The organism is Chryseobacterium gambrini (genome assembly GCF_900156825.1).
Classification (GTDB): Bacteria; Bacteroidota; Bacteroidia; order Flavobacteriales; family Weeksellaceae; genus Chryseobacterium; species Chryseobacterium gambrini.
Genome location: NZ_FTOV01000015.1, coordinates 16,281 through 37,545, shown reverse-complemented (window position 1 = coordinate 37,545; position 21,265 = coordinate 16,281). Strand labels below are relative to the sequence as shown.

The 21,265-nt window shown below is 35.5% G+C and carries 21 protein-coding genes; 12 read left to right on the top strand and 9 right to left on the bottom strand.

The window, feature by feature from the left end; genetic code table 11:
- Positions 1 to 2: 2 nt before the first annotated feature.
- From BW951_RS19195 to recR, 3 genes are read right to left on the bottom strand one after another with little or no spacing between them, the layout of a single operon-like run.
- Positions 3 to 812 (bottom strand): glycosyltransferase family 2 protein, encoded by an 810-nt coding sequence (locus BW951_RS19195; protein ID WP_076395745.1) that lies wholly within the window; start codon positions 810 to 812, stop codon positions 3 to 5.
- Positions 813 to 1,967, bottom strand: a complete 1,155-nt coding sequence (locus BW951_RS19190) for a hypothetical protein (protein ID WP_076395743.1) — start codon at positions 1,965 to 1,967, stop codon at positions 813 to 815. It lies immediately after the preceding gene.
- Positions 1,968 to 1,988: 21 nt separating this feature from the next.
- Positions 1,989 to 2,603, bottom strand: coding sequence for a recombination mediator RecR (gene recR / locus BW951_RS19185; RefSeq protein ID WP_076395741.1), 615 nt, complete (start codon positions 2,601 to 2,603; stop codon positions 1,989 to 1,991).
- Between the two features lie 178 nt (positions 2,604 to 2,781).
- Between recR and BW951_RS19180 the strand changes: the two genes are divergently transcribed.
- From BW951_RS19180 to BW951_RS19140, 9 genes are all read left to right on the top strand, one after another.
- Positions 2,782 to 3,387, top strand: a complete 606-nt coding sequence (locus BW951_RS19180; RefSeq protein ID WP_076395739.1) for an LURP-one-related family protein — start codon at positions 2,782 to 2,784, stop codon at positions 3,385 to 3,387.
- 27 nt (positions 3,388 to 3,414) lie between these two features.
- A complete protein-coding gene (locus tag BW951_RS19175) occupies positions 3,415 to 3,873 on the top strand; it encodes an HAD family hydrolase (protein WP_076395737.1) in 459 nt (152 codons plus the stop codon).
- A gap of 95 nt (positions 3,874 to 3,968) precedes the next feature.
- Complete coding sequence (locus BW951_RS19170; protein ID WP_076395735.1) at positions 3,969 to 4,460, top strand: hypothetical protein; 492 nt, start codon at positions 3,969 to 3,971, stop codon at positions 4,458 to 4,460.
- Between the two features lie 41 nt (positions 4,461 to 4,501).
- Positions 4,502 to 5,272 carry a hypothetical protein gene (locus BW951_RS19165; protein WP_076395733.1) on the top strand — a complete coding sequence of 257 codons (771 nt, stop codon included), beginning with the start codon at positions 4,502 to 4,504 and terminating at the stop codon, positions 5,270 to 5,272.
- A 76-nt stretch (positions 5,273 to 5,348) separates the two neighbouring features.
- Complete coding sequence (locus BW951_RS19160; RefSeq protein ID WP_076395827.1) at positions 5,349 to 6,794, top strand: aminoacyl-histidine dipeptidase; 1,446 nt, start codon at positions 5,349 to 5,351, stop codon at positions 6,792 to 6,794.
- Between the two features lie 116 nt (positions 6,795 to 6,910).
- The gene (locus tag BW951_RS19155; protein ID WP_076395731.1) at positions 6,911 to 7,144 is read left to right on the top strand and encodes a hypothetical protein; all 234 of its coding nucleotides are present in this window, start codon (positions 6,911 to 6,913) and stop codon (positions 7,142 to 7,144) included.
- Positions 7,128 to 7,427 (top strand): type II toxin-antitoxin system RelE/ParE family toxin, encoded by a 300-nt coding sequence (locus tag BW951_RS19150; protein WP_076395728.1) that lies wholly within the window; start codon positions 7,128 to 7,130, stop codon positions 7,425 to 7,427. Before BW951_RS19155 ends, BW951_RS19150 begins: the two co-directional genes overlap by 17 nt.
- A 23-nt stretch (positions 7,428 to 7,450) precedes the next feature.
- Entirely contained in the window at positions 7,451 to 8,032 is a 582-nt protein-coding gene (locus tag BW951_RS19145) for an LOG family protein (RefSeq protein ID WP_076395726.1), read from the top strand.
- Between the two features lie 45 nt (positions 8,033 to 8,077).
- Positions 8,078 to 10,228 (top strand): prolyl oligopeptidase family serine peptidase, encoded by a 2,151-nt coding sequence (locus tag BW951_RS19140; RefSeq protein ID WP_076395825.1) that lies wholly within the window; start codon positions 8,078 to 8,080, stop codon positions 10,226 to 10,228.
- Between the two features lie 65 nt (positions 10,229 to 10,293).
- On the opposite strand, the gene BW951_RS19135 is transcribed toward BW951_RS19140, so the two are convergent.
- Both BW951_RS19135 and BW951_RS19130 read right to left on the bottom strand, forming a co-directional pair.
- The gene (locus tag BW951_RS19135) at positions 10,294 to 10,623 is read right to left on the bottom strand and encodes a 2Fe-2S iron-sulfur cluster-binding family protein (RefSeq protein ID WP_076395724.1); all 330 of its coding nucleotides are present in this window, start codon (positions 10,621 to 10,623) and stop codon (positions 10,294 to 10,296) included.
- A gap of 61 nt (positions 10,624 to 10,684) precedes the next feature.
- Positions 10,685 to 11,740, bottom strand: coding sequence for an NAD(P)/FAD-dependent oxidoreductase (locus BW951_RS19130; protein ID WP_076395722.1), 1,056 nt, complete (start codon positions 11,738 to 11,740; stop codon positions 10,685 to 10,687).
- 156 nt (positions 11,741 to 11,896) lie between these two features.
- Between BW951_RS19130 and BW951_RS19125 the strand changes: the two genes are divergently transcribed.
- Positions 11,897 to 12,667, top strand: a complete 771-nt coding sequence (locus BW951_RS19125; RefSeq protein ID WP_076395720.1) for a DUF3108 domain-containing protein — start codon at positions 11,897 to 11,899, stop codon at positions 12,665 to 12,667.
- A gap of 117 nt (positions 12,668 to 12,784) precedes the next feature.
- Positions 12,785 to 15,208 (top strand): DUF5916 domain-containing protein, encoded by a 2,424-nt coding sequence (locus BW951_RS19120; RefSeq protein WP_076395718.1) that lies wholly within the window; start codon positions 12,785 to 12,787, stop codon positions 15,206 to 15,208.
- Positions 15,209 to 15,719: 511 nt separating this feature from the next.
- Here BW951_RS19120 and BW951_RS19115 read toward each other — a convergent pair.
- The 4 genes from BW951_RS19115 to BW951_RS19100 all read right to left on the bottom strand — a co-directional run bounded on the left by BW951_RS19115 (position 15,720) and on the right by BW951_RS19100 (position 20,057).
- A complete protein-coding gene (locus BW951_RS19115) occupies positions 15,720 to 16,364 on the bottom strand; it encodes a response regulator transcription factor (RefSeq protein WP_076395716.1) in 645 nt (214 codons plus the stop codon).
- Positions 16,361 to 18,079, bottom strand: a complete 1,719-nt coding sequence (locus BW951_RS19110) for a sensor histidine kinase (RefSeq protein WP_076395714.1) — start codon at positions 18,077 to 18,079, stop codon at positions 16,361 to 16,363. Before BW951_RS19110 ends, BW951_RS19115 begins: the two co-directional genes overlap by 4 nt.
- A gap of 176 nt (positions 18,080 to 18,255) precedes the next feature.
- A complete protein-coding gene (gene pheS, locus BW951_RS19105) occupies positions 18,256 to 19,266 on the bottom strand; it encodes a phenylalanine--tRNA ligase subunit alpha (protein WP_076395712.1) in 1,011 nt (336 codons plus the stop codon).
- A 131-nt stretch (positions 19,267 to 19,397) separates the two neighbouring features.
- Positions 19,398 to 20,057, bottom strand: coding sequence for a YceI family protein (locus BW951_RS19100; RefSeq protein WP_076395711.1), 660 nt, complete (start codon positions 20,055 to 20,057; stop codon positions 19,398 to 19,400).
- A gap of 86 nt (positions 20,058 to 20,143) precedes the next feature.
- Between BW951_RS19100 and BW951_RS19095 the strand changes: the two genes are divergently transcribed.
- Positions 20,144 to 21,079, top strand: a complete 936-nt coding sequence (locus BW951_RS19095; protein WP_076395709.1) for a sulfate/molybdate ABC transporter ATP-binding protein — start codon at positions 20,144 to 20,146, stop codon at positions 21,077 to 21,079.
- Positions 21,080 to 21,265 lie beyond the last annotated feature (186 nt).

The following is a 21,265-nucleotide window of genomic DNA, read 5'->3' as shown; positions in this document are numbered from 1 at the left end:
GTTTATTTTGTTCTGTTTAAATTATAATAAAAAGTCCGAAGGAGCAAAAGTAAATATTTTGCTTTATAAAAAAGCTTAAATGTGGTATATTGAATAAAGTTTATTTCTTTTAAATCATACATTTCCTTCAGATTCTTTTTAAAACCTTTTGCCATTTCGGGAAGATTTGCAGACAAACCCGAAACCCCGAAACTTCTTTTTCCTTTGCCTACAAGAACCAGACTTTCATTCAGAATGTACATTTTATTTTTCAGGGAAACCTTCATCCAGTAGTTTACATCTTCCGCATACCGCTGTTCGGCATCAAAATAGCCTGTATTTTCCAGAACTTTTCTTCGGAACATTACCGTTGAAGGCTGTGCTTCATTTCTTATCAAAAGCTTTTTAAAGGTAATTTCTGCAAGACCATTTTTTATACGGTACGGAAAAAGAATTTTATTGTTATTTCTCGCCGTGGCAAGAAAATCTATTTTCAGATTACTATTTTCAAAATACTGTATCTGTTTTTCCGTTTTCGCGGAATCCCACTCGTCATCGGCATCCAGCAAAGCAATATAATCTCCTTTTGCGATTCTTAAACCTGTATTTCTTGCACTCGAAACCCCACCGTTTTTTTGATGTAATAAAGTTATATTAAGCTGAGAATGATCTTTAATGTAAGCCGTAACCTTAGAAGCACTCTCGTCTGTGGAACCGTCATTCACAATGATAATTTCAAATTTCTCCAGTGGAAAAGTCTGATTTTTCACAGAATCCAAAGCAGAAACAATGGATTGTGCAGCATTATACATGGGAATAATTACGGAAACCATCTATACTTTTATATTATTTTTAAAAATGCTCAAAATTAAAGCGGTCATTACAAACGGCATTGACATATTGAAAAAACTGATATCAAAATATGAATTAACAATCATATTTTCATAGCCATATTCTGCGAAAAACATCGCAAACGGGACAAAAACACAGATAAACAGTAAAACTCCTGACCAAAGCAGAGTTTCATAAAAAGATTTTACTTTAAATGAAAGTATACAGCCTGCAACAATGTAAGAAATACTTAATATCAAAGGTTGTTTTGCTCCCTGAATAGCAAAAGGATTATGCTTCAAAAAAACATCAAAATTGGGTGCGTTTTGAAAGAAAATATAACAGACCGCAATCACTGTAACTAAAAAAACAGCCGTAAAGCGCAGTTTTTCTTTTATTGAAAATTCAACAAACTTTTTAAACAATAAAACCGTCAGCGGAATAACTGCTGAAAGTCTCGTGAGTAAAATTAAAGCGGATAAAAACGATACAACCGCAGAATTTATCTTTTTCTCTTTGATGAATTTTTCCCAAATTAAATAAACCGATCCTACAATGATAATAAAATTGGAAAACAAATCACTTTTAACATATATTTCCCACAAATAACTGGGCGAAAGGAAAAGCAATACCAAAACCGCAAGTCTCTGTCTGTAATCCGAAAAAATTTTAAAAATTAAATAAGCAAAAAGCAGGAAAGAAAAAGACTGCAGATAGCCTACACCTCCGAAAAGCAGGTAAAAAGGCATCCCAAAAACAATAAGAACCGGCAGATTGGAAGATTCTCTTCCCATATGATCCGGAATATGGTAAGGATACTGCCCATTGAAAACAGCCTTTATCCCGACTTCCATTGCCGACCAGCGATCAACATTCAGCGTATTTCCATCTACTTTGTAATTCAGGTAAATGCTAAACAGGAAGAAGAAAAATATTCCCAAGAAAAAAGCCGTTTTATAAAAAAATTCTTTGAAATGAATTTTCAGATAAAAGAAAGTCAGCCCGAAAAATACCACAAAATATCCTGCCAAAAGCGGGATGTTATACTGTTCTCCGTATTTAATGATAAAAAGAGAATTTACAGCAAGATAAATACAGACCAAACTGTAGGTTTTCAGTTTTTCTGATATTGGGATATTTGAAAATGCAGCTTCCATGAAGTATTTTTCTTTTAATTTTTAAGAATTTCCTTCGTTATAAGGCAATCTGTTCATAATCGATCTTCCCAGAGAAATTTCATCTGCGTATTCCAGCTCATCTCCTACAGAAATTCCTCTTGCTATGCTGGAAAAGTTTACCTCAAAATTTTTAAACTTTTTGTAAATGTAATATGCCGTGGTGTCACCTTCCATCGTTGCGCTTAAAGCAAAAATAAACTCCTTCACCTTTCCGTCATTAAGCTTTTTTTCGATGCTCGGAATGTTCAGCTGATTGGGTCCTACTCCTTCCATCGGCGAGATTTTACCCCCCAGAATTAAATATTTCCCTGTGTATTTTCCCGTATTCTCAATAGCAATTACATCGCGTACATCTTCCACAATACAGATCACCTCATCATTTCGCTTCTCGTTGCTGCAAATCTCACAAATCTCAAAATCTGAAAAATTGTGACATTCTTTGCAGTATTTTATTTCGTTCACGAGATTAATGAGGGAATTTCCAAGACTTGTTGCTCTGGAATTGGGCTGTTTCAATAAATGTAATGCCAAACGCAAAGCCGTTTTTCTTCCGATACCGGGTAATCCGGCAATTTCATCCACTGCTTTCGCTAAAACTTTACTCGGGTAATCCATAGAACAAAAATAATGATAATTGTTGACAGTTTACTACCTGTTGTTTTTATGTTAAGAGTCTAAAAATAAATTTTAAATCTTTTTAATAATCATCCTTTTCCACAGTTTCGTTTTCTAAGCTCAGATTAAAAACCTTATATTTGATCATCCAAATATTAACTTAAAAAAATAAAACTCAATGGTTCTTAACAATTTAAACTATCCACTGGATTTTAAATTTAAAATTTCAACACTGGCAAGTGATTTCAATATTACAGACAAAAACGGAAATTACGTCGCTTATGTGCGTCAGAAAATGTTCAAACTGAAAGAAGACGTTATCATTTTTAATGATGAAAGCAAGTCTAAAGAACTTTTCAGAATCAAAGCCGATCGATGGCTTGATTTTAATGCCTCTTATTCTTTAACTGAAATAGCGACAGGAAGAAGCTTTGGAAGACTTGCGAGAAAAGGGATGCGTTCTTTCTGGAAATCGACTTACAACGTTCTGGACAGTAACGATAAAGAGAGATTTACCATCACAGAAGACAACGCATGGACAAAGTTTCTGGACGGAATGGTGAGCGAAATCCCTGTGATCGGAATGTTTACCGGATATTTCTTAAATCCTTCCTACACCGTAGCCGGAATAGATGGAAAAGCTTATTTTAAACTGAAAAAAATGCCGTCTTTCTTCGGAAGAAGATTTCAATTGGACAGACTGGTTGATATAGATGACGAAGAAGAAAGCCTGGTCATTCTTTCATTGCTTATGATGACGCTGCTTGAAAGAGCGAGAGGATAGCCTCAGAATTTCCGCAGTTTTCAATCTATGAAAATATCTTTTGATTTAGATGATACCATTATTTCAAACAATAGATTTCCTTTAGAAAAAGAGACTTTTTGGGCTAAAATTATCGGATGCGAAAGGATTCGATCCGGAACAGTTGCATTGTTTAAAGCATTAAGAAACAGAAAACATGCAATTTATATTTATACGAATTCTTACAGGAGTACCTTAAAAATTAAGCTGATGTTTCTATCTTACAGTATTCCGATTGATTTTATCATCAATCAGCAATTGCATGACAGAAGAGTGATAAGAAAAGGCAAAAATGTCTCTAAATTTCCTCCGGAATTTGGCATTGATATTCATATTGATGATTCTGCCGGAATTGAAATGGAAGGAAAAAAATTCGGATTTAAAACCATCATCATTTCACCGGATGAAGGAGACTGGAGCAATGTCATTCTGAAAAAAATTGATGAATTCGGAATGATATATGAATGATTTTAAACGGTCAAACTTTATCAGAAAAATCAATAAATTAAATTTTTCATACCTTTAAGTTTCGAAAATTTTTAGGTTAAATTAAATAATACACGATGAAATATGTAATCATTTTCTTTTCGGCTTTCCTTCTGGTTGCCTGCAAAAAGGATAAAGAAACAGTTTCCGACTCGGCAAAAAAAGATTCTGTAACGGTAGTTCAGGATTCTGTAAAAACAGATGCCCAGAAAACAGGCATTGTTGTTGATCCATTTCCTTTTCCAAAAGAAATTAAGGAATGCTCATGCTATTTTGCAAAAAGCAAGTCGGATTTTGAAAACGAAAAATACATTTATGCAGATGATGCCGGAAAAACAGCCTACATGAAGCTGGACGGAAAAAGACTTGCCATGAATCTGATCTCTTCAAGTGATATGGAAGTAGACGAAGAACTGAGCAAAGAAATTGAAAGCGACGACTACAAAATCTCGGTAAAAGGTAAAAAAATAAAAGGAGAAGAAGCTTTACTTTTTGAAGGTACGCTTACGATTGAAAAACCGGACGGAACGGTTGTTACCCTACCTGTTTACGGAGAATGCGGATGCTAATTGAATCGTATTAATGTAATTTCTATAAGTAAATACCAATAATGAATAAAAAAAAGGATGATAAAAATTTCGAAATCACCGAAATACTTGAAAAAGCTAAATGGTTTTTAGGAATTGGTATTGCAATAATTTTTTTAGCACCATTTATACTTACAAGAGAATTTTTTTGGGAAAAATTAAACTTTTCAGAAACAGGTCAAATTGGTGATACTATAGGGGGAATTACTGCTCCTTTTCTTAATTTAATAGGAGCTTTTTTAGTTTTTTATGCTTTAAAAGCTCAAGTAAAAGCAAATGAGTTAATTCAAAAGCAAATTGATAAAGAAAATAGTGAAAAAGAATATGAAAATGAAACTAATAATTTAAATCAATTATACTCTTACTTAACTGATAATATCAACAGTTTCCAATTCACAACATTACCTGTCGATAACTTAAAAAATATTGATGTGAAAAATCTTAATGTTATTCACTATGGAGGTGATGCTTTTTTCAACCTGTTTTCCCAAATAAGATGCCACTATCATGGTTCTGAATATGAATTAAAAAACAATCAAAGTGTTTCCGAATTATTAAGCATATTACAAATTATGGATTTACTTCTTGAAAAATTAAAAAGTTCAAAAAGTAATAATAAAGAAATTATAAGAACTTTGACAAGGCATTTATTTGAATACAAAATTATAACAAGGATTAGAGACGAAAGTAATGAAGAACTTATACAACAATTTTGTTTAGATTGTGAATGTAATCACGGTCTTCCGGAAGAGCTGCATAAATTAATAACTTCAATAAGAAGAAAATTGGATTAAAATAAATTGATATAAAGAATGCTTCTGAATGATCGGAAGCATTTTTTATTTCGTAATTTTGATAAAAATAAATTTCATGGAGCTATCTAATATAGAACCGCAGATTATCTGGAAAAATTTCTCCAAATTAAATGCGGTTCCGAGACCCTCAAAAAAAGAAGAAAAAGTAATTGCGTTCATCAGAGAATTTGGTGAAAACTTAGGACTGGAAACTACTGTTGATGAAGTAGGAAATGTAATCATCAAAAAACCGGCAACAGCAGGAATGGAAAACCGCAAATCTGTGGTTTTGCAATCGCATCTGGATATGGTTTGCCAAAAAAACAATGATGTAAATTTTGATTTTGAAACAGAAGGAATCAAAATGGAAATCGATGGAGACTGGGTAAAAGCAAAAGGAACCACTTTAGGAGCCGACAATGGCTTAGGAGTAGCGACAATCATGTCTATTCTGGAAAGTTCAGATATTCCGCACCCTGCTTTGGAGGCACTTTTCACTATTGATGAAGAAACAGGAATGACGGGAGCTTTAGGTCTTAAACCGGGACAGTTAACGGGAGATATCCTTCTGAATCTTGATACCGAAGAAGACGATGAAATTGATATCGGCTGCGCCGGAGGAATTGATGTAACGATCTCTCAAAACTACGAAACTGAAGCGGCAAACGGACAAATCGTGAGATTTGAAGTAAAAGGTTTACAAGGAGGGCATTCCGGAATGGATATTCACAAAGGCTTCGGAAATGCAAATGTTATTTTGGGAAGACTTCTTTATAAGGCTTTGGAAAAAGAAAACATTCAGTTGATTTCTATTGACGGAGGCGGATTGAGAAATGCTATCCCGAGAGAAGCGGTTGCTGTTGCTTCTGTAAGAAATGCTCAGGAATTTATCGAAGAAGTGACGAACGGACTTAAAAAAGAAATTTTAGACGAATTTGCAGGCATTGAAGCCGGTCTTCAGATCAATATCGAAAACACGACAACTTCAGAGAAAGCGATTTCGGAAGCAGATTCAAAAAAAATCATTTTAACGTTGAAATGTCTTCATAACGGAGTGTACAGAATGAGTCCGGATGTAAAAGATCTGGTAGAATCTTCCAATAACGTCGCAAGAGTTGAATTAAAACACGGTGCATTAAAAATTTTAAACCTTTCCAGATCATCTGTAGAATCATCTAAAGATTCAGTGGCTGAACAGTTAAAATCGGTTGCTGAACTTGCCGGAATGAATACCGTTTTCAGCGGTTCTTATCCGGGATGGAAACCAAAACCGGGGTCTGAAATCGTTCAATTGATGGAAAAAATCTACGTGGAGAAATTCAGCGAAAAGCCTCATGTTGTAGCCTGTCACGCAGGTCTGGAATGCGGAATTATTGGAGCCAATTATCCTGAAATGGAAATGGTAAGTTTCGGACCGACCATTCGTGGGGCACACTCTCCGGATGAAAAGGCAAATATTCCTTCGGCACAGAAATTCTGGAGTTTCCTGAAAGATATTTTAGCCAACATTCCTCAGAAATAAAATTGTAAAATTGCTATATTGAATATCCAAAGTCGTTTTGATTTTGGATATTTTTTGTTCCCAATCTTTCTCAATTGTTATCAAAAAGTTATACATTTGAATAAACAATCCAAAGTATGAACACACAGACACTCAATGAAAAACTTGAATTAATTCAATGGCTGTCAACATTGGAGGATGCTTCTGTTATCAAAAAACTGATTCAATTCAGGAAAGAGGAGACTAAAGACTGGTGGAGTTTAATTTCGGAAGAAGAAAAAGAATCAATTGAAAAAGGAATTTCTGAAGCGGATAATAATGAACTAAAATCTCATTCTGAAGCCAGAAAGTTATATGGAAAATGGTTATAATATTCTCTGGACCCCAAGTGCTTTAGAGGAATTAGAACAGACAATAGAATATCTTCAACTTCATTTTACGGATAAAGAAATTAAAAAGCTTGTTCAAAAAATTGAAAGTTTAATTGAAATTATATCTCAAAATCCTTTCATATTTCCCATATCCGAAAGCAAAAACATTCACAAACTGGTTATTCTGGAATTTAACACCATGTATTACCGCGTAAACAATGGCAGCGTGGAAATTTTATCATTCTTTTCAAACAGACAGTCCCCTCAAAAAAGAAAAATTTAATTCAGTTTTTTTAATTGTTAATCATGAAAAGTATCACCGTATTCTGCGGATCCAGCTTCGGTTCTGCATCTATTTACAAAGAACAGGCAGCTTTGCTTGGTGAAACTCTGGCAAAACAAAAAATTCAGCTTATTTACGGCGGCGCAGATGTTGGTTTAATGGGCGCTGTTGCAGACGGAGCACTGAATGAAGGCGGAAAAGTAACCGGCGTCCTTCCCCGCTTTTTACAGTCCAAAGAAATTGCTCACAAACAATTGACAGAATTAATTCTGGTGGAAACCATGCATGAACGAAAAACCAAAATGAATGAACTTTGCGACGGCGTTATTGTTCTTCCGGGAGGTTACGGAACAATGGAAGAATTTTTTGAAATGATAACCTGGGCGCAACTGGGACTTCATAAAAAACCGATTGGAATTTTAAACATCAACGGATTTTATGACGATCTGATCAGGCTTGTGGAAACAATGGTGGAAAAAGGATTTTTAAAGCAGATTAACCGTGAGATGCTTTTAATCTGTGAAAATATTGAAGAATTACTGGAAATGATGAAAAATTATCAGGCTCCGAATGTTGGAAAATGGATTTCGAGGGAGGAAGTTTAGTATATTTACATTACAGACTTTTAATTGTCAAAAAAAAATACAGCCATGAAAAATATATTTCTTTCAGCAGGATTATTTTTAAGTCAAATAATATCCGCACAGTACAATTATCCTGCAACTCCTGAAAAAGCGGTGGTGGATGATTATTTTGGTACAAAAATCACAGATCATTACAGATGGCTGGAAGACATCAAAAATCCTGAAGTAAAAAAATGGTTCAAATCTCAGTCTGATTTCAGCCATTCCGTGATTGATAAAATTCCGCACCGTGAAGATCTTTACAGACGCATGAAAGAAGTACAGGAAATGAACGGTGATTCTTTCGACGTCATCTATCAAAGAGGAAACACTTATTTTTATACAAAGACTAAAAAAAGCGAAAACCTTTCTAAGCTTTATTCAAGAGATCTTGCAACAGGAAAAGAATCGCTGATTTTTGATCCTGAAACACTTGGCAAAAATACACAAATCACCAATTTTGTACTTGACTCGAAAGCGGGGAAAATTGCAATTTTACTGTCAAAAGCAGGTGGGGAAATCTGCAACTTAAGAATTTTTGATCTTGCCACCAAGAAATTTTTAAAGGATGAAATCGGTCCTATCTGGAGTGAATTTGCTTTTGAATTTACTCCCGACGATAAGGCTCTTCTTTATACAAAAATGAGTACCGCAGATCCAAGCAGCAATATGCTTCTAAAGGACATGAAAGCCATGCTTCATGTGATTGGAACCGACACAAAAGCTGACAAGGTATTAGCATCCAGAGAAGATTATCCGGAACTGAATGCTTTAACAGAGCAATTTCCCTCAATTTATTTTACCGATGACTATAAAAATATTGTTTTAAGATTAAGTTCTGTAAAATCTGAAAGTCCGATATTTGTTGCACCTTTTTCTGAATTAAAAAATAAAAAAATAAACTGGAGGCAAATCGTAAAACCATCAGACGATATCACTGATGTATTTATTTCCGGCGACAAATTGTTTCTGCTGACTCATAAAGATGCACCTAATTATAAAATTACTCTCACAAGCTTATCAAATCCTGATCCTGATAAAGCCACAACAGTAGTTGCGGAAAACAAGGATAAAGTAATCATAAGTATTCATAATTCTAAAAACTATCTTTATTATTCATTAGGAGACGGTATTGTAAGAGATAAATATCAGGTCAATATTAATACGCTTGCCGGAAAAAAAATTGATTTCCCAACCGGAGTTAACAGTTCATTATCTCTCAACCAAAGAGAAAATGACAACATATTCTGTAACAACGTTAACTGGCTGACTCCATTAACGACCTACGAATACAACCCTGAAAAAGGAGATATCGTAAAAAGTAAATACCTTAATTCAGAAACAAAATATCCGGATTACAGCACACTTTATAACGTAAAAGAGGTGGAAGTAAAAAGCCACGACGGCGTTATGGTTCCGCTATCTGTTATTTATCCTAAAAATATAAAAATGGATGGCAGTAATCCTGCTTATATTACAGGTTATGGCGGTTATGGATTTTCATATGAGCCCCGTTTCTCAACAAGACTTTCCGTACTTTTGGAACAGGGTGTCGTATTGGCAATAGCCCACGTAAGAGGAGGAGGTGAAAAAGGTGAAAACTGGCATAAAGACGGTATGAAAGCAAAAAAACCGAATACATGGAAAGATTTTATTGCATGTTCGGAATACCTGATCTCCCAAAAATATACTTCATCTTCAAAACTCATAGGAAATGGTGTAAGTATGGGCGGAGTACTCATTGGAAGAGCCATAACGGAAAGACCTGATCTGTATTCTGTAGCTATAGCAGAAGTGGGAATGACCAATGCCTTACGTTCTGAGATTACCCCTAATGGCCCCAATCAGATTCCGGAAATAGGAACTTTAAAAAATGAAGAAGATACCAAAAACCTTCTTGAAATGGATGCCCAGAGTAAAGTAAAAGAGGGAGTAAAGTATCCCGCTGTAATCATCCGCACCGGAATGAACGACTCCAGAGTTGAACCTTGGGAGCCGGGAAAATTTGCAGCCATACTGCAAAAAGATTCCGCCTCAGAAAAACCTGTTTTGCTGTATGTAAACTATGAAAACGGACATTTCACCAGTGATTTTGACGTTATTTTTAAAGAATACGCCGATATTTATTCATTTGCTTTGTGGCAGGTGGGACATCCAAAATTTCAGCCTGTAAAATGATAAAATAAAAGCCTCCCGAAGATTTTCTTCGGGAGGCTTTTATTTTATGGTAAGTTAAAATCTTTCTAAGGATAAGGAGCAATCTCTACTTCCAGACCTTCCATTTCTGGAACAATATGCAGCTGACAACCCAGTCTGCTGTTTTTCTGTACATGGAATGCTTCACCCAACATGGCATCTTCTTCTGCGCCCATTTCATCAAGTCCCGGATCGTTGGTCACGTAAACCTGACACGAAGCACACATAGCCATTCCTCCGCAAACTCCGATGGTTCCTTCTTCCGCCAGTTCATAAGAACGGATGATTTCCATCAGATTCATAGACATATCCGTTGGTGCAACAACATCGTGCGTAACTCCTTCCCTATCGGTAATTTTTATATTAATATCGCTCATCTTTTGTTGATCGTTAATAGTTGATTGTTGATGTAATGATATTCAACAACAGACAACAAAATTAGTCAATTTTTTTAACAACAGCTTTTTCTGCTTCTTTTCTGCTTCCGTCGAATCCGTCTACGCCGCTTACCGTTGTATATTTCAGAACGAATTTTTTACCCGGATTCAGTCTGTTATAAACACTCTGACACATTAAAGTAGCTTCATGGAATCCGCAAAGAATCAGCTTTAATTTTCCCGGATAAGTATTGATATCTCCGATCGCATAAATTCCGTCAATGTTTGTCTGATAGTCCAAAGCATTGTTTACAACGATCGCATTTTTCTCGATATTCAGTCCCCAGTTTCCGATTTCTCCCAATTTTGGTGTTAAACCGAATAACGGAATAAAATAATCTGTCTCAATATCGTAAGGATCCTGTCCGTCAATTGCCACTGTAATCGCTTCTACTTTTCCGTCACCTTTAATCGCTGTAACTTCCGCAGGAGTAATTAATTTAATTTTACCCTGATTTTTAAGATCCTGAACTTTTTCTACAGAATCCAGAGCGCCACGGAATTCGTTTCTTCTATGAATTAAAGTAACTTCACTCGCTACATTAGATAAGAAAATACTCCAGTCCAGTGCAGAATCTCCTCCTCCAGCAATCACTACTTTTTTATTTCTGAAATGTTCAGGCTCTTTTACAAAATATTCAAGACCTTTTTCTTCGTAATCGGCTACATTTTCAATGGTAGGTTTTCTTGGCTCGAAAGTTCCTAAACCTCCTGCAATAGCAATCGCTTTCGCTCTGTGAACCGTTCCTTTGTTCGTAACTACCTCAAACCATTCATCATCTACTTTTGTATAAGAAACTGCTGTTTCTCCCAAAGTGAATCCCGGCTGAAACTGCTTGATCTGCTCCATCAAATTATCCACAAGCTCTCCCGCATTTACAGAAGGATATCCCGGAATATCGAAAATAGGCTTTTTAGGATAAAGCTCAGCCAACTGTCCTCCCGGTTGAGGAAGTGCATCAATAATATGGCACTTCATTTTTAATAAACCTGCTTCAAATACAGCAAAAAGTCCTGTAGGACCGGCTCCTATGATCAATATATCCGTCGTTATCATAATTATAAGATAATTTAATTATACTTGTGATCGCAAATTTACTAATTTTAATGCGAAGCATATTTAATTCAGTCTAAATAAAAAACTGAGATTTGTCAAATATATTTCATATTTTAAAGTTATTGAATTTGGCAATGTTTTTGTAAAATTTAAATTATGAAGAAATTTTTAAGTATTATTTCGATATTTATATTCATTCTGGGATTTGGACAGATTGATAATATTGCAGACGGAGAGTCTATTACGCTGAGAATCCATTACGGATTTCTGAATGCTGGTACCGCTAATCTTACGGCACAGAAAACCACCTTCAAAGGAGCTCCGCATCTTCATGTAAGAGGAACGGGACAGACAACTGGAGCAGTAAGAGCGTTTTTTAAGGTAGAAGATTTTTATGAAAGCTACATCAATATGCAGACTGAACTTCCGAGCTTTTATGTAAGAAACGTGAGGGAAGGAAGCTACAGACAGCATCTGGAAACAACCTTCAATCATGACAATAACACATTGGTTTTAACGGACAAGAAAACGCCGGCAAACGGATCGAAAGTAATAAAATCTGTAAAAGGAGTTCAGGATATGCTTTCCTGCTTCTATTATTTAAGAAGTAAAACTGCTGCTGAACTGAGAACAGGAACAGTAATCAACATGAATGTATGGATTGATGATGAAATGTTTCCTTTTCAGCTAAAAGTGGTGGGAACTGAAAATCTGGATACCAAATTCGGGACAATTAATTGTTTAAAAATTATTCCGTCTGTGAAGAGCGGAAGGGTTTTTAAAGAGAAAGAAGGAGTAACGATGTGGGTTTCCAACGACGCCAATCATATTCCTATTTTATTGAAAGCTGAATTGGCAGTCGGATCATTAAAAGCAAGTATCGACGGATATAAAAATGTAAAATATCCTTTAAAGTTTACAAAATAAATTCATTGTAAATCATTAGAAATAAGGTGTCTGCAAATTTTGCAGACATTTTTTTGTTTTGTGATGTAATAGATTTCAGATTTTGGTTGTCTTGTTTAAAACATTAAGAACTGAATTATGAAAACTCAGATCCTGGCAATTTGCCTTATTTTATCTTCCATACTCACCTATTCTCAGAAAAAGGAAGATGTGCAGATTGTCAGAAAAAACATCGTCATCACAAAAACCTCATCATCTCCCAAAATAGACGGAATTCTGGATGATGCAGAATGGCGGAATGCTCCTGTTGCTACCGGTTTTATAGAAAGAGAGCCCAACAACGGAAAACTTCAGGCAGATTCTATCAGAACGGAAGTCAGAATTTTATATGATGATACAGGAATTTACTTCGGAGCCCAGATGTACGATCCTACTCCCCATAAAATTGCCAAAGAACTCACAGAAAGAGATGGCGTAGGAAATGATGATTTCTTCGGAGTTACTTTAAACGGGTACAACGACAAACAGCAGAGTCTGGAATTTATGGTAACCGCAGCCGGCGTTCAGTTTGATGCAAAAATTACGACGGACGGAGAAGATGATACATGGAATTCCATCTGGTACAGCGGCGCAAAAATCAATGAAAAAGGATGGGCGGTAGAAATTAAAATCCCTTATTCCGAACTTAGATTTCCAAAAAGTAACGTTCAGGAATGGGGAATGAATATGTTCCGCAGGATTCAGCGTACAAAAACTACTTATGACTGGAATTTTGTGGATAATGCAAAAAACTCTTATACATTATTTGATGGTGTTTTAAAGGGAATTGAAAATATCAATCCTCCAACACGATTGTCTTTTACGCCTTATTTTTCCACATACGTCAACAGTTTCGACGGAAAAACAACCGCTAATATCAACGGCGGAATGGACGTAAAATACGGTATTAATGATGCTTTTACCTTCGATATGACTCTGATTCCGGATTTCGGACAGGCAAATTTTGATAATTCGATTTTAAATTTAACCCCGTTTGAACAGCAGTTTTCCGAGCAGAGAACATTCTTTACCGAAGGAACCGAATTATTCAGTAAAGGTGGAATGTTTTATTCAAGAAGAGTCGGCGGAGAACCTTCGAGATATCCTGCAACCAATGACAATGAAGAGGTAACGGAATATCCTTCAAAGGTAAAATTATTCAATGCTTTTAAAATTTCGGGAAGAACCAAAAAAGGGTTGGGAATCGGCTTTTTTAACGGAATAACACAAAAAATGGAAGCTACGATTTTAAACCATGAAACCGGAGAAGTGAGAAGAGAGGTTGTAGAACCGTGGACCAATTACAATGTTCTGGTTTTTGATCAGCGATTCAACGGAAATTCTTCTGTCTCTTTGGTGAATACCAACGTTACCCGAAACGGAGATTTCCGCGATGCCAATGCAACGGGAATTCTCTGGGATATCAATAACAAAAAAAATACTTACAATACTTTCGGAAGTTTAAAAGGAAGCTGGGTGATTGATGGTGAAACGAAATTCGGGACTAAAGGTGAGCTTGGCTTTGCAAAAATTTCAGGAAAAAACCGTTTTAATATCAACGGAAATGTCACTACAAAAGACTGGGACATCAACGATGTAGGATTTTCGACAAGAACGAATTTCGGAAATTACAACGCGTGGTACGGTTACAGAATTTTGCAGCCTACGAAAACGTTCAACAATATGTATCTGAATTTCAACCTGAATTATTTCCACAGACTGGAACCTTTTATTTTTCAGAATCTGATTTTTAATAACAATAACAGTTTTACGGATAAAAACTTCAGGGTTTTCGGGGGAGGAATAGAGTTTACACCTTTTACCCAGAATGATATTTACGAGCCGAGAACTTTTGGGAGACATCTTCAGGTTCCTAAATATTTCGATTCGTGGATTTGGTTTGAAAGCGACAGCCGAAAGAAATTACAGCTTAATTTCAGTTTCGATTATTATGCGTATGATGAAAAAGGAAGAAATCAGGTACTTACCAATTTTGGACTGCGCTACCGTTTTTCAGACAAATTCAATGTAAACTGGGGCTTTAATCCGAGTTTCAGCAATAATGAAACAGGTTTTGCCGGAAAAAACAGTACTGATATTTTCATCGGAAGAAGGCAGAGAAATACCTACGAAAATGTGCTGACTTCAAAGTATACTTTTAATGAAAAAATGGCTCTTACATTAACATTCAGACATTATTTTTCGGATGTTACGTACAAACAGTTTTATACGCTGAATCAGGACGGAAGTCTTGCAGAAACGAATGCTTTTGACAAAAACCTGAACGGAACCTATAATGCATGGAATGTGGATTTAAGATTTTCGTGGTGGTTTGCTCCGGGAAGCCAGCTTACTTTATTATACAGAAACGCAACTTCCAATTATCTTGAATTTTCAAGGCTGAATGTGAAGAAAAACTATGATATGCTTTTCAGCGAACCTACTGTGAATAATATTTCTCTAAAGTTAACGTACTTTCTAGATTATAACAGGATAAAAAACTGGACGAAGAAGAAAGGTTAATCGTTGATTTAACAGAACCGTTGTATATTTTCAATAGAATCTTGTTTTTAATTACGTTTTGTTTCTTAGGTCAGTAATTAAAAACGTCAAGCCTCCGAAATTTCGGAGGCTTGATTTTCATTGTGTGTGTTTTTTTAGGCTGCTTTCTAACCTTTGCTACCCTTTTTTTAGTATCTGTTACAGAGCATTGCTGCTCTGCAATCACGATACAAATATCATTTGTGTCTTAGTATCTCTGATTCTGAAATAATTTTTTTTCATCATTTGTGTTTTCAGAATCAAAAATCACTTTTAACTATCGGTTAATAATTGTTTGCTTTTGTTGATACAAATGTAGGCACATTGTGGTATATAATTCTAATAAATCCTTTAGATATATATCGCTAAGCTTGTAGATATTTATCTACAACAATAAATAATTCAATAATTTAGCGAAAAATCAATCATTTTAATAAAAAAAATCATGAAATATTGCAATTTCATGATTTCAATATCAAAGTATCTTTAAAGTTTAATAGTGGTTTTTCATGACCTCGATCAGTTCCACAATATTTTCTATCTTAAGTTTATCGAAAATTCTTTTTTTGAGTGTACTTACCGTATTCTGTTTAATATCAAGCCGGTTGGCTATTTCCAGATTTCCAAGACCTTCCGCATACATTTCCGCAATCTGGAGTTCCCTTTCCGTTAAAGACAACAAAGGATTAATGAGTGTCGGGTTGCTTATGGAGTTTCTCAACAAAGCCTGTGTAACCTCAGAAATATAACTTCCATGGCTGTACATTTTCTTAATCGCTTCCGCAATCTCCTCTTCCTCGCTCAGCTTGCTTAAAAATCCGTCTGCTCCTGCGTTTAAGAATTTTAAAGAATGGGCGCTTTCTTCAATTCCTGTAAAAATGAGAATCTTGGTTTTCGGACTCATCTTTTTAATCTCCGGAACAACAGTAATGCTGTTTCCATCGGGAAAATGAGCATCTATAATCGCAATATCCACAGGTTGTTCCTGTATGGAAATCATAAGCTGCTGCAAATTGGAAGCGTGAAAAATCTCACTCTCCCAATCCATATCTTCCAGAAGAAAAACAATTCCCTGTCTTATCAGGCTATGATCATCCGCAAGCAAAAATCTTACAGATCCTGAATTTATTCCACTCATTTACTGATATTTAAATTAACAGAAAAATGTACGGTTGTCCCTCTTCCTTCTTCGCTAGAAACAGAGATATTCCCATCATACAAACCAATGATTTCTTTGCATAAACTCAATCCCAATCCTGCTCCGAGATTTTCCACATCTTCTGATAAAACTCCCTGATAATAAGGTTCGAATATCTTTTCAAGATCAGATTTGGAAATTCCGACACCGGTATCGCTGATTTCTGTAATCAAAGATATTGTATTTTCGTCAACAGGCTGCGTTTTTGTGATGACTTTTATCTGTCCGTTTTCAGTAAATTTATTGGCATTTCCCAGAATATTCATGAAAATCTGGTTGATTTTTTTATTATCTGAATAAACGTTGATGTTCTGGTTAATATTTTCATCAACAATAAATTGATTATTTCTTGTTTCTATATAAGGTTCAATAGAAGTAAGAATGGAAGTGATCTCGTTCTTAAGATTAAATTTCACCGGAATCAGTTTATTTTCAACCGCCTGATTTTTCGTGTATTCCAAAATCTGGTTCGCCTGCATCAGCAGAGAATCATTGGTAAAACTGATGGATTTCAGATACTCTTTCACCTTTTCGTCTTCTGTTCTTTTATTGATTCTGTTGATGAATAACCCTATAATTTTCAGAGGCGATCTCAGTTCGTGACTCAGCATTCCCAAAATTCTATTTTTGAAATTCAGGTTTTCACTGATCTGCTTATTGGCAGCATTCAGCTTTTTCTCATAAATAAATGCAATTCTGGTCAGGAACATAATCAAAACGGAAACAATGAACATCAGGATCATCGCACCGAATACCAGATTCTTTCTGATTCTATTGCTTTCTGAATTCTGTTTCTGATATTCTTTTTCCAGTTCAGCTTTTGAATCCTTAATGGCAACTTCGTAGATATTCATTAAACCATTGCTGTAAACGAGAAGATTATTAAAAATTTTATAGAAATTACCGCTGTTGTTCTGGTTTCTCACCACATTTACCTGAATTTTCTTAATTTCTCCTTTATAATGATTGTTCACTTCATTAAAAATACTGTCGAATTCAGCCTTAATATTGGCAGGGCTGGCTTCTTTTCCCTGTTTTACTGTAATAATCGTACTTTCTTTCCGTACATTTTCCTTTCCGGAAATAGCATCTCCCAAACGTCCGAAAAGCCCTTTTTTCTTTACCGTATCGGAAATTGTTTTTGTTTCTACTTTAAATTTATCGAAATCGTAGTTGACGCTGTATTTTTCCAGTTTCGGAAGGCTGTTCTCTACCTTAAAGTTGGATTTCGTAGAATATTCGTAGGTAGAATCTATCAGAGATTTCAGCTTTTTAATCTCCATAGAATCTTTCTTCTTGGAGGTTAAAACGTTTTTAAGCTTCGGATATTTGTTTTCGTAATGTCCGATACTGTCGAGATTTTTACCCAGTTTATTAAGAGAAGTAAAATAAGAATCGAGATAGGTATTATCATTACTCACCATATATTTCTGAAGAAAACTCTGTGCATTCAGGAGTTCTCCGCGGGAATTGTCCGTAAGATTTTCCAGCGTATGAACTTCTTTAAGCTGATTTTCAAAAAAGGTTAAATTTTTCCTCGAAATAAATTCATTATAGAAAAAACCAGCAATAAGAAGCTGAATGAGCAGAATACAAACGAGCAATGAGTAATGGATAATTTTTCTCGCTTTAAAATTCAATAATTTTTTGGACATTTTGTGTAAGTTATTAGTAAGTGTGTTTTTGTTTATTTTTTAACAGTAAAGAAATAGATCCATTTGTTAAAACTTTCTGTAAAAATTGAAAATTTTAAACAAGTTTACCATAAAAATAGTAAAAAATCCTGTAAATTGAATTTTTACAGGATTTAAATTTATTTAGACTTTACGAATTATAAAGTTTTGAATTGCTCTAATGTTCTGATATCATTTTCAAAGAACATTCTGATATCGCTCATCTGATAAAGAAGCATTACAATTCTTTCAATTCCCATCCCGAAAGCATAACCTGAATATTTTTCCGGATCGATGTTTACATTCTTTAAAACGGCAGGATCCACCATTCCGCATCCCATAATTTCCAGCCATCCTGTTCCTTTCGTGATCCTGTAATCTGTTTCTGAGTTTAATCCCCAATACACATCAATTTCTGCACTTGGTTCCGTAAAAGGGAAATAAGAAGGTCTCAGTCTGATTTTTGATTTTCCGAAGAGTTCAGTCGTAAAGAACTGAATGGTCTGCTTTAAATCTGCAAAGCTTACATTTTCATCAATATATAAACCTTCGATCTGGTGGAAGATACAGTGGGAACGTGAAGAAACCGCTTCGTTTCTGAACACTCTTCCCGGTGATAAAATCCTGATCGGCGGCTGATTTTCTTCCATATAACGGATCTGTACGGAAGAAGTATGTGTTCTTAATAAAATATCCGGATTCTGCTCGATGAAGAAAGTATCCTGCATATCTCTCGCCGGATGATATTCCGGAAGATTCAGTGCCGTGAAGTTATGCCAGTCGTCCTCGATTTCAGGACCGTCTGCCACAGCAAAACCGATAGATTTAAAAATCTCGATAATCCTGTTTTTCACCAAGTTGATCGGGTGTCTTGAACCCAGATCCAAAGGAAACGCAGGTCTTGTAAGGTCTTCTTTTTCTACGATAATAGAAGATGCGGAAGCATTTTTTAAATCTTCCAGTTTTACGTTAACAGCCTGCTTCAGAGTATTGATCTTCTGTCCGAAATCTTTCTTCTGATCGTTGGGAACTTCTTTGAATTTTTCAAAAAAATCATTCAGAATTCCTTTTTTACCATTGTACTTGATTCGGAAGTTTTCGATCTCCTCCTTAGATGTAGCATTAAAGCCGTTTACCTCAACGAGTAATTCTTCTATCTTTTCTATCATTGTTTTACCCTTTCAAAATGTTTTGCAAAAATACGGTTTTTCAGTTGAATAATTTTCTTAAAAATGTTAAAAAAAATCTGCCTCTTTTGGGGAGGCAGACTTCAATCACTTATTTCACTTAAATAAAAAAATTATTTTTTTTCTAAAGCTTTCACGTTGATCTGAAGAGTTACCTCATCTTTTATCACGCCATTTTCGGCGGGAGCCTGAAATTTCACCCCAAACTCTTCTCTCATAATGTCTTTCGGCTCGGTAGCAATATTTACCAGACCTTCCTTCACGGAAACATTGGCTTTAAACTGAACCGGTTTTGTAATTCCTTTGATGGTTAAATTCCCATCCAGTAAGGTATTGTAATCTCCTTCTGATGAAGGGGTTACTTTGGTAATTTCATATGAAGCCGTGGGAAATTTTTCTACCTCGAAGAAATCCCCGCTTTTCAGATGCCCGTTAAGTTTGTTTAAATTTTCGGTATCGTTTTTCAGATCTTCAGAAGTAAGGGAAGCCATATCGGCAACAAATTTTCCGCTTTCCAGCCTGCCTTCTTTTACGGTAACATCGCCACTTTCGAATTTAATGGTTCCGAAATGGCTTGTGTTTTCAGATTTAAAAATTTTATATCCCTTCCACTCCACTCTGCTGTTAAGGGTATCCACAACATATTGTGTTCCGTCTTTTGTTGTTGCCACTTCATTGCTATCGCTGGTAAGAGGCTTTTCCTTTTTACAGGAAACTACTGCCGCTAACGCGAAAAATGCAGGAATAACCAGCGAAAACAGCTTTTTCTTCATGATTTATAATTTTTTTATTACTCCTGCTAAAATAATAAAAAATATTGTTCTTTCCTAAAAACATTTCAATTCATTACTTTTGTAATATGCTATTAGAAATAAATCATTTAAACTTTTCCTATTCTAAAGAAAAACCCTTGTTTCAGAACCTCAATCTCGGCTTTGAGGGAGGTAAAATTATTGCGCTTGCCGGAGAAAGCGGATGCGGAAAATCTACTTTACTGAGCCTGATCTACGGATTGCTGGACTGGGAAAGCGGTGACATTATTTTTGCCGGTAAAAAATTACTGGGACCTAAAGGAAATCTGGTTCCGGGAGAAGCTGAGATGAAATTTGTTGCCCAGAATTTTGATCTGATGCCTTATGCAACGGTTGCTGAAAATGTAGGAAAATTTATTTCGAATATTAATCTCGCAAAAAAAAGGGAAACGGTTGCTGAACTTCTGGAAGTTGTCGGGTTAGAAGAATTTGCTCCTATTTTACCTAAATATCTGAGTGGCGGACAACAGCAGCGCGTTGCCATCGCAAGAGCACTTTCTGTACTTCCGAAGCTTCTGATCCTTGATGAACCTTTCAGCAATCTGGATTTTCCGAGAAAGATTGAACTGAGGGAAAAGCTTTTCCGATACGTAAAGCAGAATAACATTTCTCTGGTAATTTCCACGCACGAACTTCAGGATATTATTCCGTGGCTGGATGAAATTATTGTATTGCAAAATGGAAAAATAGTACAGAAAGGAAATCCCGAAGAAGCTTTTAAAAATCCTTATAATTCTTACGTTGCCAAACTTTTCGGGGAAGTAAATATTTTCAGTGAAAGTGAGGTGCAGGATTTTCAGATTTCAAAATTTTCTTATTATCCGAAAGAAATAAAAATCTCTGAAAGCGGTTTTGAGGCGGAAGTTCTGGAAAGCCGTTTCGCAGGAAATCATTACTGGAATAAAGTAAAGGCAAAAAATAAAGAGATTATTCTATATTCTGATGAAAAGCTGAACGGAACTATCGCTGTTTCATTCGGTTAAATTCTGACGAATATTTATGACGAAGCTGAATATCATAGCCCAGATTGAGCGGCGTGTGTGAGCTCTTTTCTTAGTTTCGGCGGCTGCGGAGCAGCCGCCGAAACTAAGAAAAAGCGAGTAGCGAAAGCTGGAAAAAGCTCCTGAAAAAATCCCGTAACAATCGCATTCTCTACAACTTATTGTGGA

What these genes read in the sequence shown, in the direction of transcription:
- BW951_RS19195 (WP_076395745.1), bottom strand. Translation starts at nt 812, where the DNA reads ATGGTTTCCGTAATTATTCCCATGTATAATGCTGCACAATCCATTGTT.
- BW951_RS19190 (WP_076395743.1), bottom strand. Translation starts at nt 1,967, where the DNA reads ATGGAAGCTGCATTTTCAAATATCCCAATATCAGAAAAACTGAAAACC.
- recR (WP_076395741.1), bottom strand. Translation starts at nt 2,603, where the DNA reads ATGGATTACCCGAGTAAAGTTTTAGCGAAAGCAGTGGATGAAATTGCC.
- BW951_RS19180 (WP_076395739.1), top strand. Translation starts at nt 2,782, where the DNA reads ATGGTTCTTAACAATTTAAACTATCCACTGGATTTTAAATTTAAAATT.
- BW951_RS19175 (WP_076395737.1), top strand. Translation starts at nt 3,415, where the DNA reads ATGAAAATATCTTTTGATTTAGATGATACCATTATTTCAAACAATAGA.
- BW951_RS19170 (WP_076395735.1), top strand. Translation starts at nt 3,969, where the DNA reads ATGAAATATGTAATCATTTTCTTTTCGGCTTTCCTTCTGGTTGCCTGC.
- BW951_RS19165 (WP_076395733.1), top strand. Translation starts at nt 4,502, where the DNA reads ATGAATAAAAAAAAGGATGATAAAAATTTCGAAATCACCGAAATACTT.
- BW951_RS19160 (WP_076395827.1), top strand. Translation starts at nt 5,349, where the DNA reads ATGGAGCTATCTAATATAGAACCGCAGATTATCTGGAAAAATTTCTCC.
- BW951_RS19155 (WP_076395731.1), top strand. Translation starts at nt 6,911, where the DNA reads ATGAACACACAGACACTCAATGAAAAACTTGAATTAATTCAATGGCTG.
- BW951_RS19150 (WP_076395728.1), top strand. Translation starts at nt 7,128, where the DNA reads ATGGAAAATGGTTATAATATTCTCTGGACCCCAAGTGCTTTAGAGGAA.
- BW951_RS19145 (WP_076395726.1), top strand. Translation starts at nt 7,451, where the DNA reads ATGAAAAGTATCACCGTATTCTGCGGATCCAGCTTCGGTTCTGCATCT.
- BW951_RS19140 (WP_076395825.1), top strand. Translation starts at nt 8,078, where the DNA reads ATGAAAAATATATTTCTTTCAGCAGGATTATTTTTAAGTCAAATAATA.
- BW951_RS19135 (WP_076395724.1), bottom strand. Translation starts at nt 10,623, where the DNA reads ATGAGCGATATTAATATAAAAATTACCGATAGGGAAGGAGTTACGCAC.
- BW951_RS19130 (WP_076395722.1), bottom strand. Translation starts at nt 11,740, where the DNA reads ATGATAACGACGGATATATTGATCATAGGAGCCGGTCCTACAGGACTT.
- BW951_RS19125 (WP_076395720.1), top strand. Translation starts at nt 11,897, where the DNA reads ATGAAGAAATTTTTAAGTATTATTTCGATATTTATATTCATTCTGGGA.
- BW951_RS19120 (WP_076395718.1), top strand. Translation starts at nt 12,785, where the DNA reads ATGAAAACTCAGATCCTGGCAATTTGCCTTATTTTATCTTCCATACTC.
- BW951_RS19115 (WP_076395716.1), bottom strand. Translation starts at nt 16,364, where the DNA reads ATGAGTGGAATAAATTCAGGATCTGTAAGATTTTTGCTTGCGGATGAT.
- BW951_RS19110 (WP_076395714.1), bottom strand. Translation starts at nt 18,079, where the DNA reads ATGTCCAAAAAATTATTGAATTTTAAAGCGAGAAAAATTATCCATTAC.
- pheS (WP_076395712.1), bottom strand. Translation starts at nt 19,266, where the DNA reads ATGATAGAAAAGATAGAAGAATTACTCGTTGAGGTAAACGGCTTTAAT.
- BW951_RS19100 (WP_076395711.1), bottom strand. Translation starts at nt 20,057, where the DNA reads ATGAAGAAAAAGCTGTTTTCGCTGGTTATTCCTGCATTTTTCGCGTTA.
- BW951_RS19095 (WP_076395709.1), top strand. Translation starts at nt 20,144, where the DNA reads ATGCTATTAGAAATAAATCATTTAAACTTTTCCTATTCTAAAGAAAAA.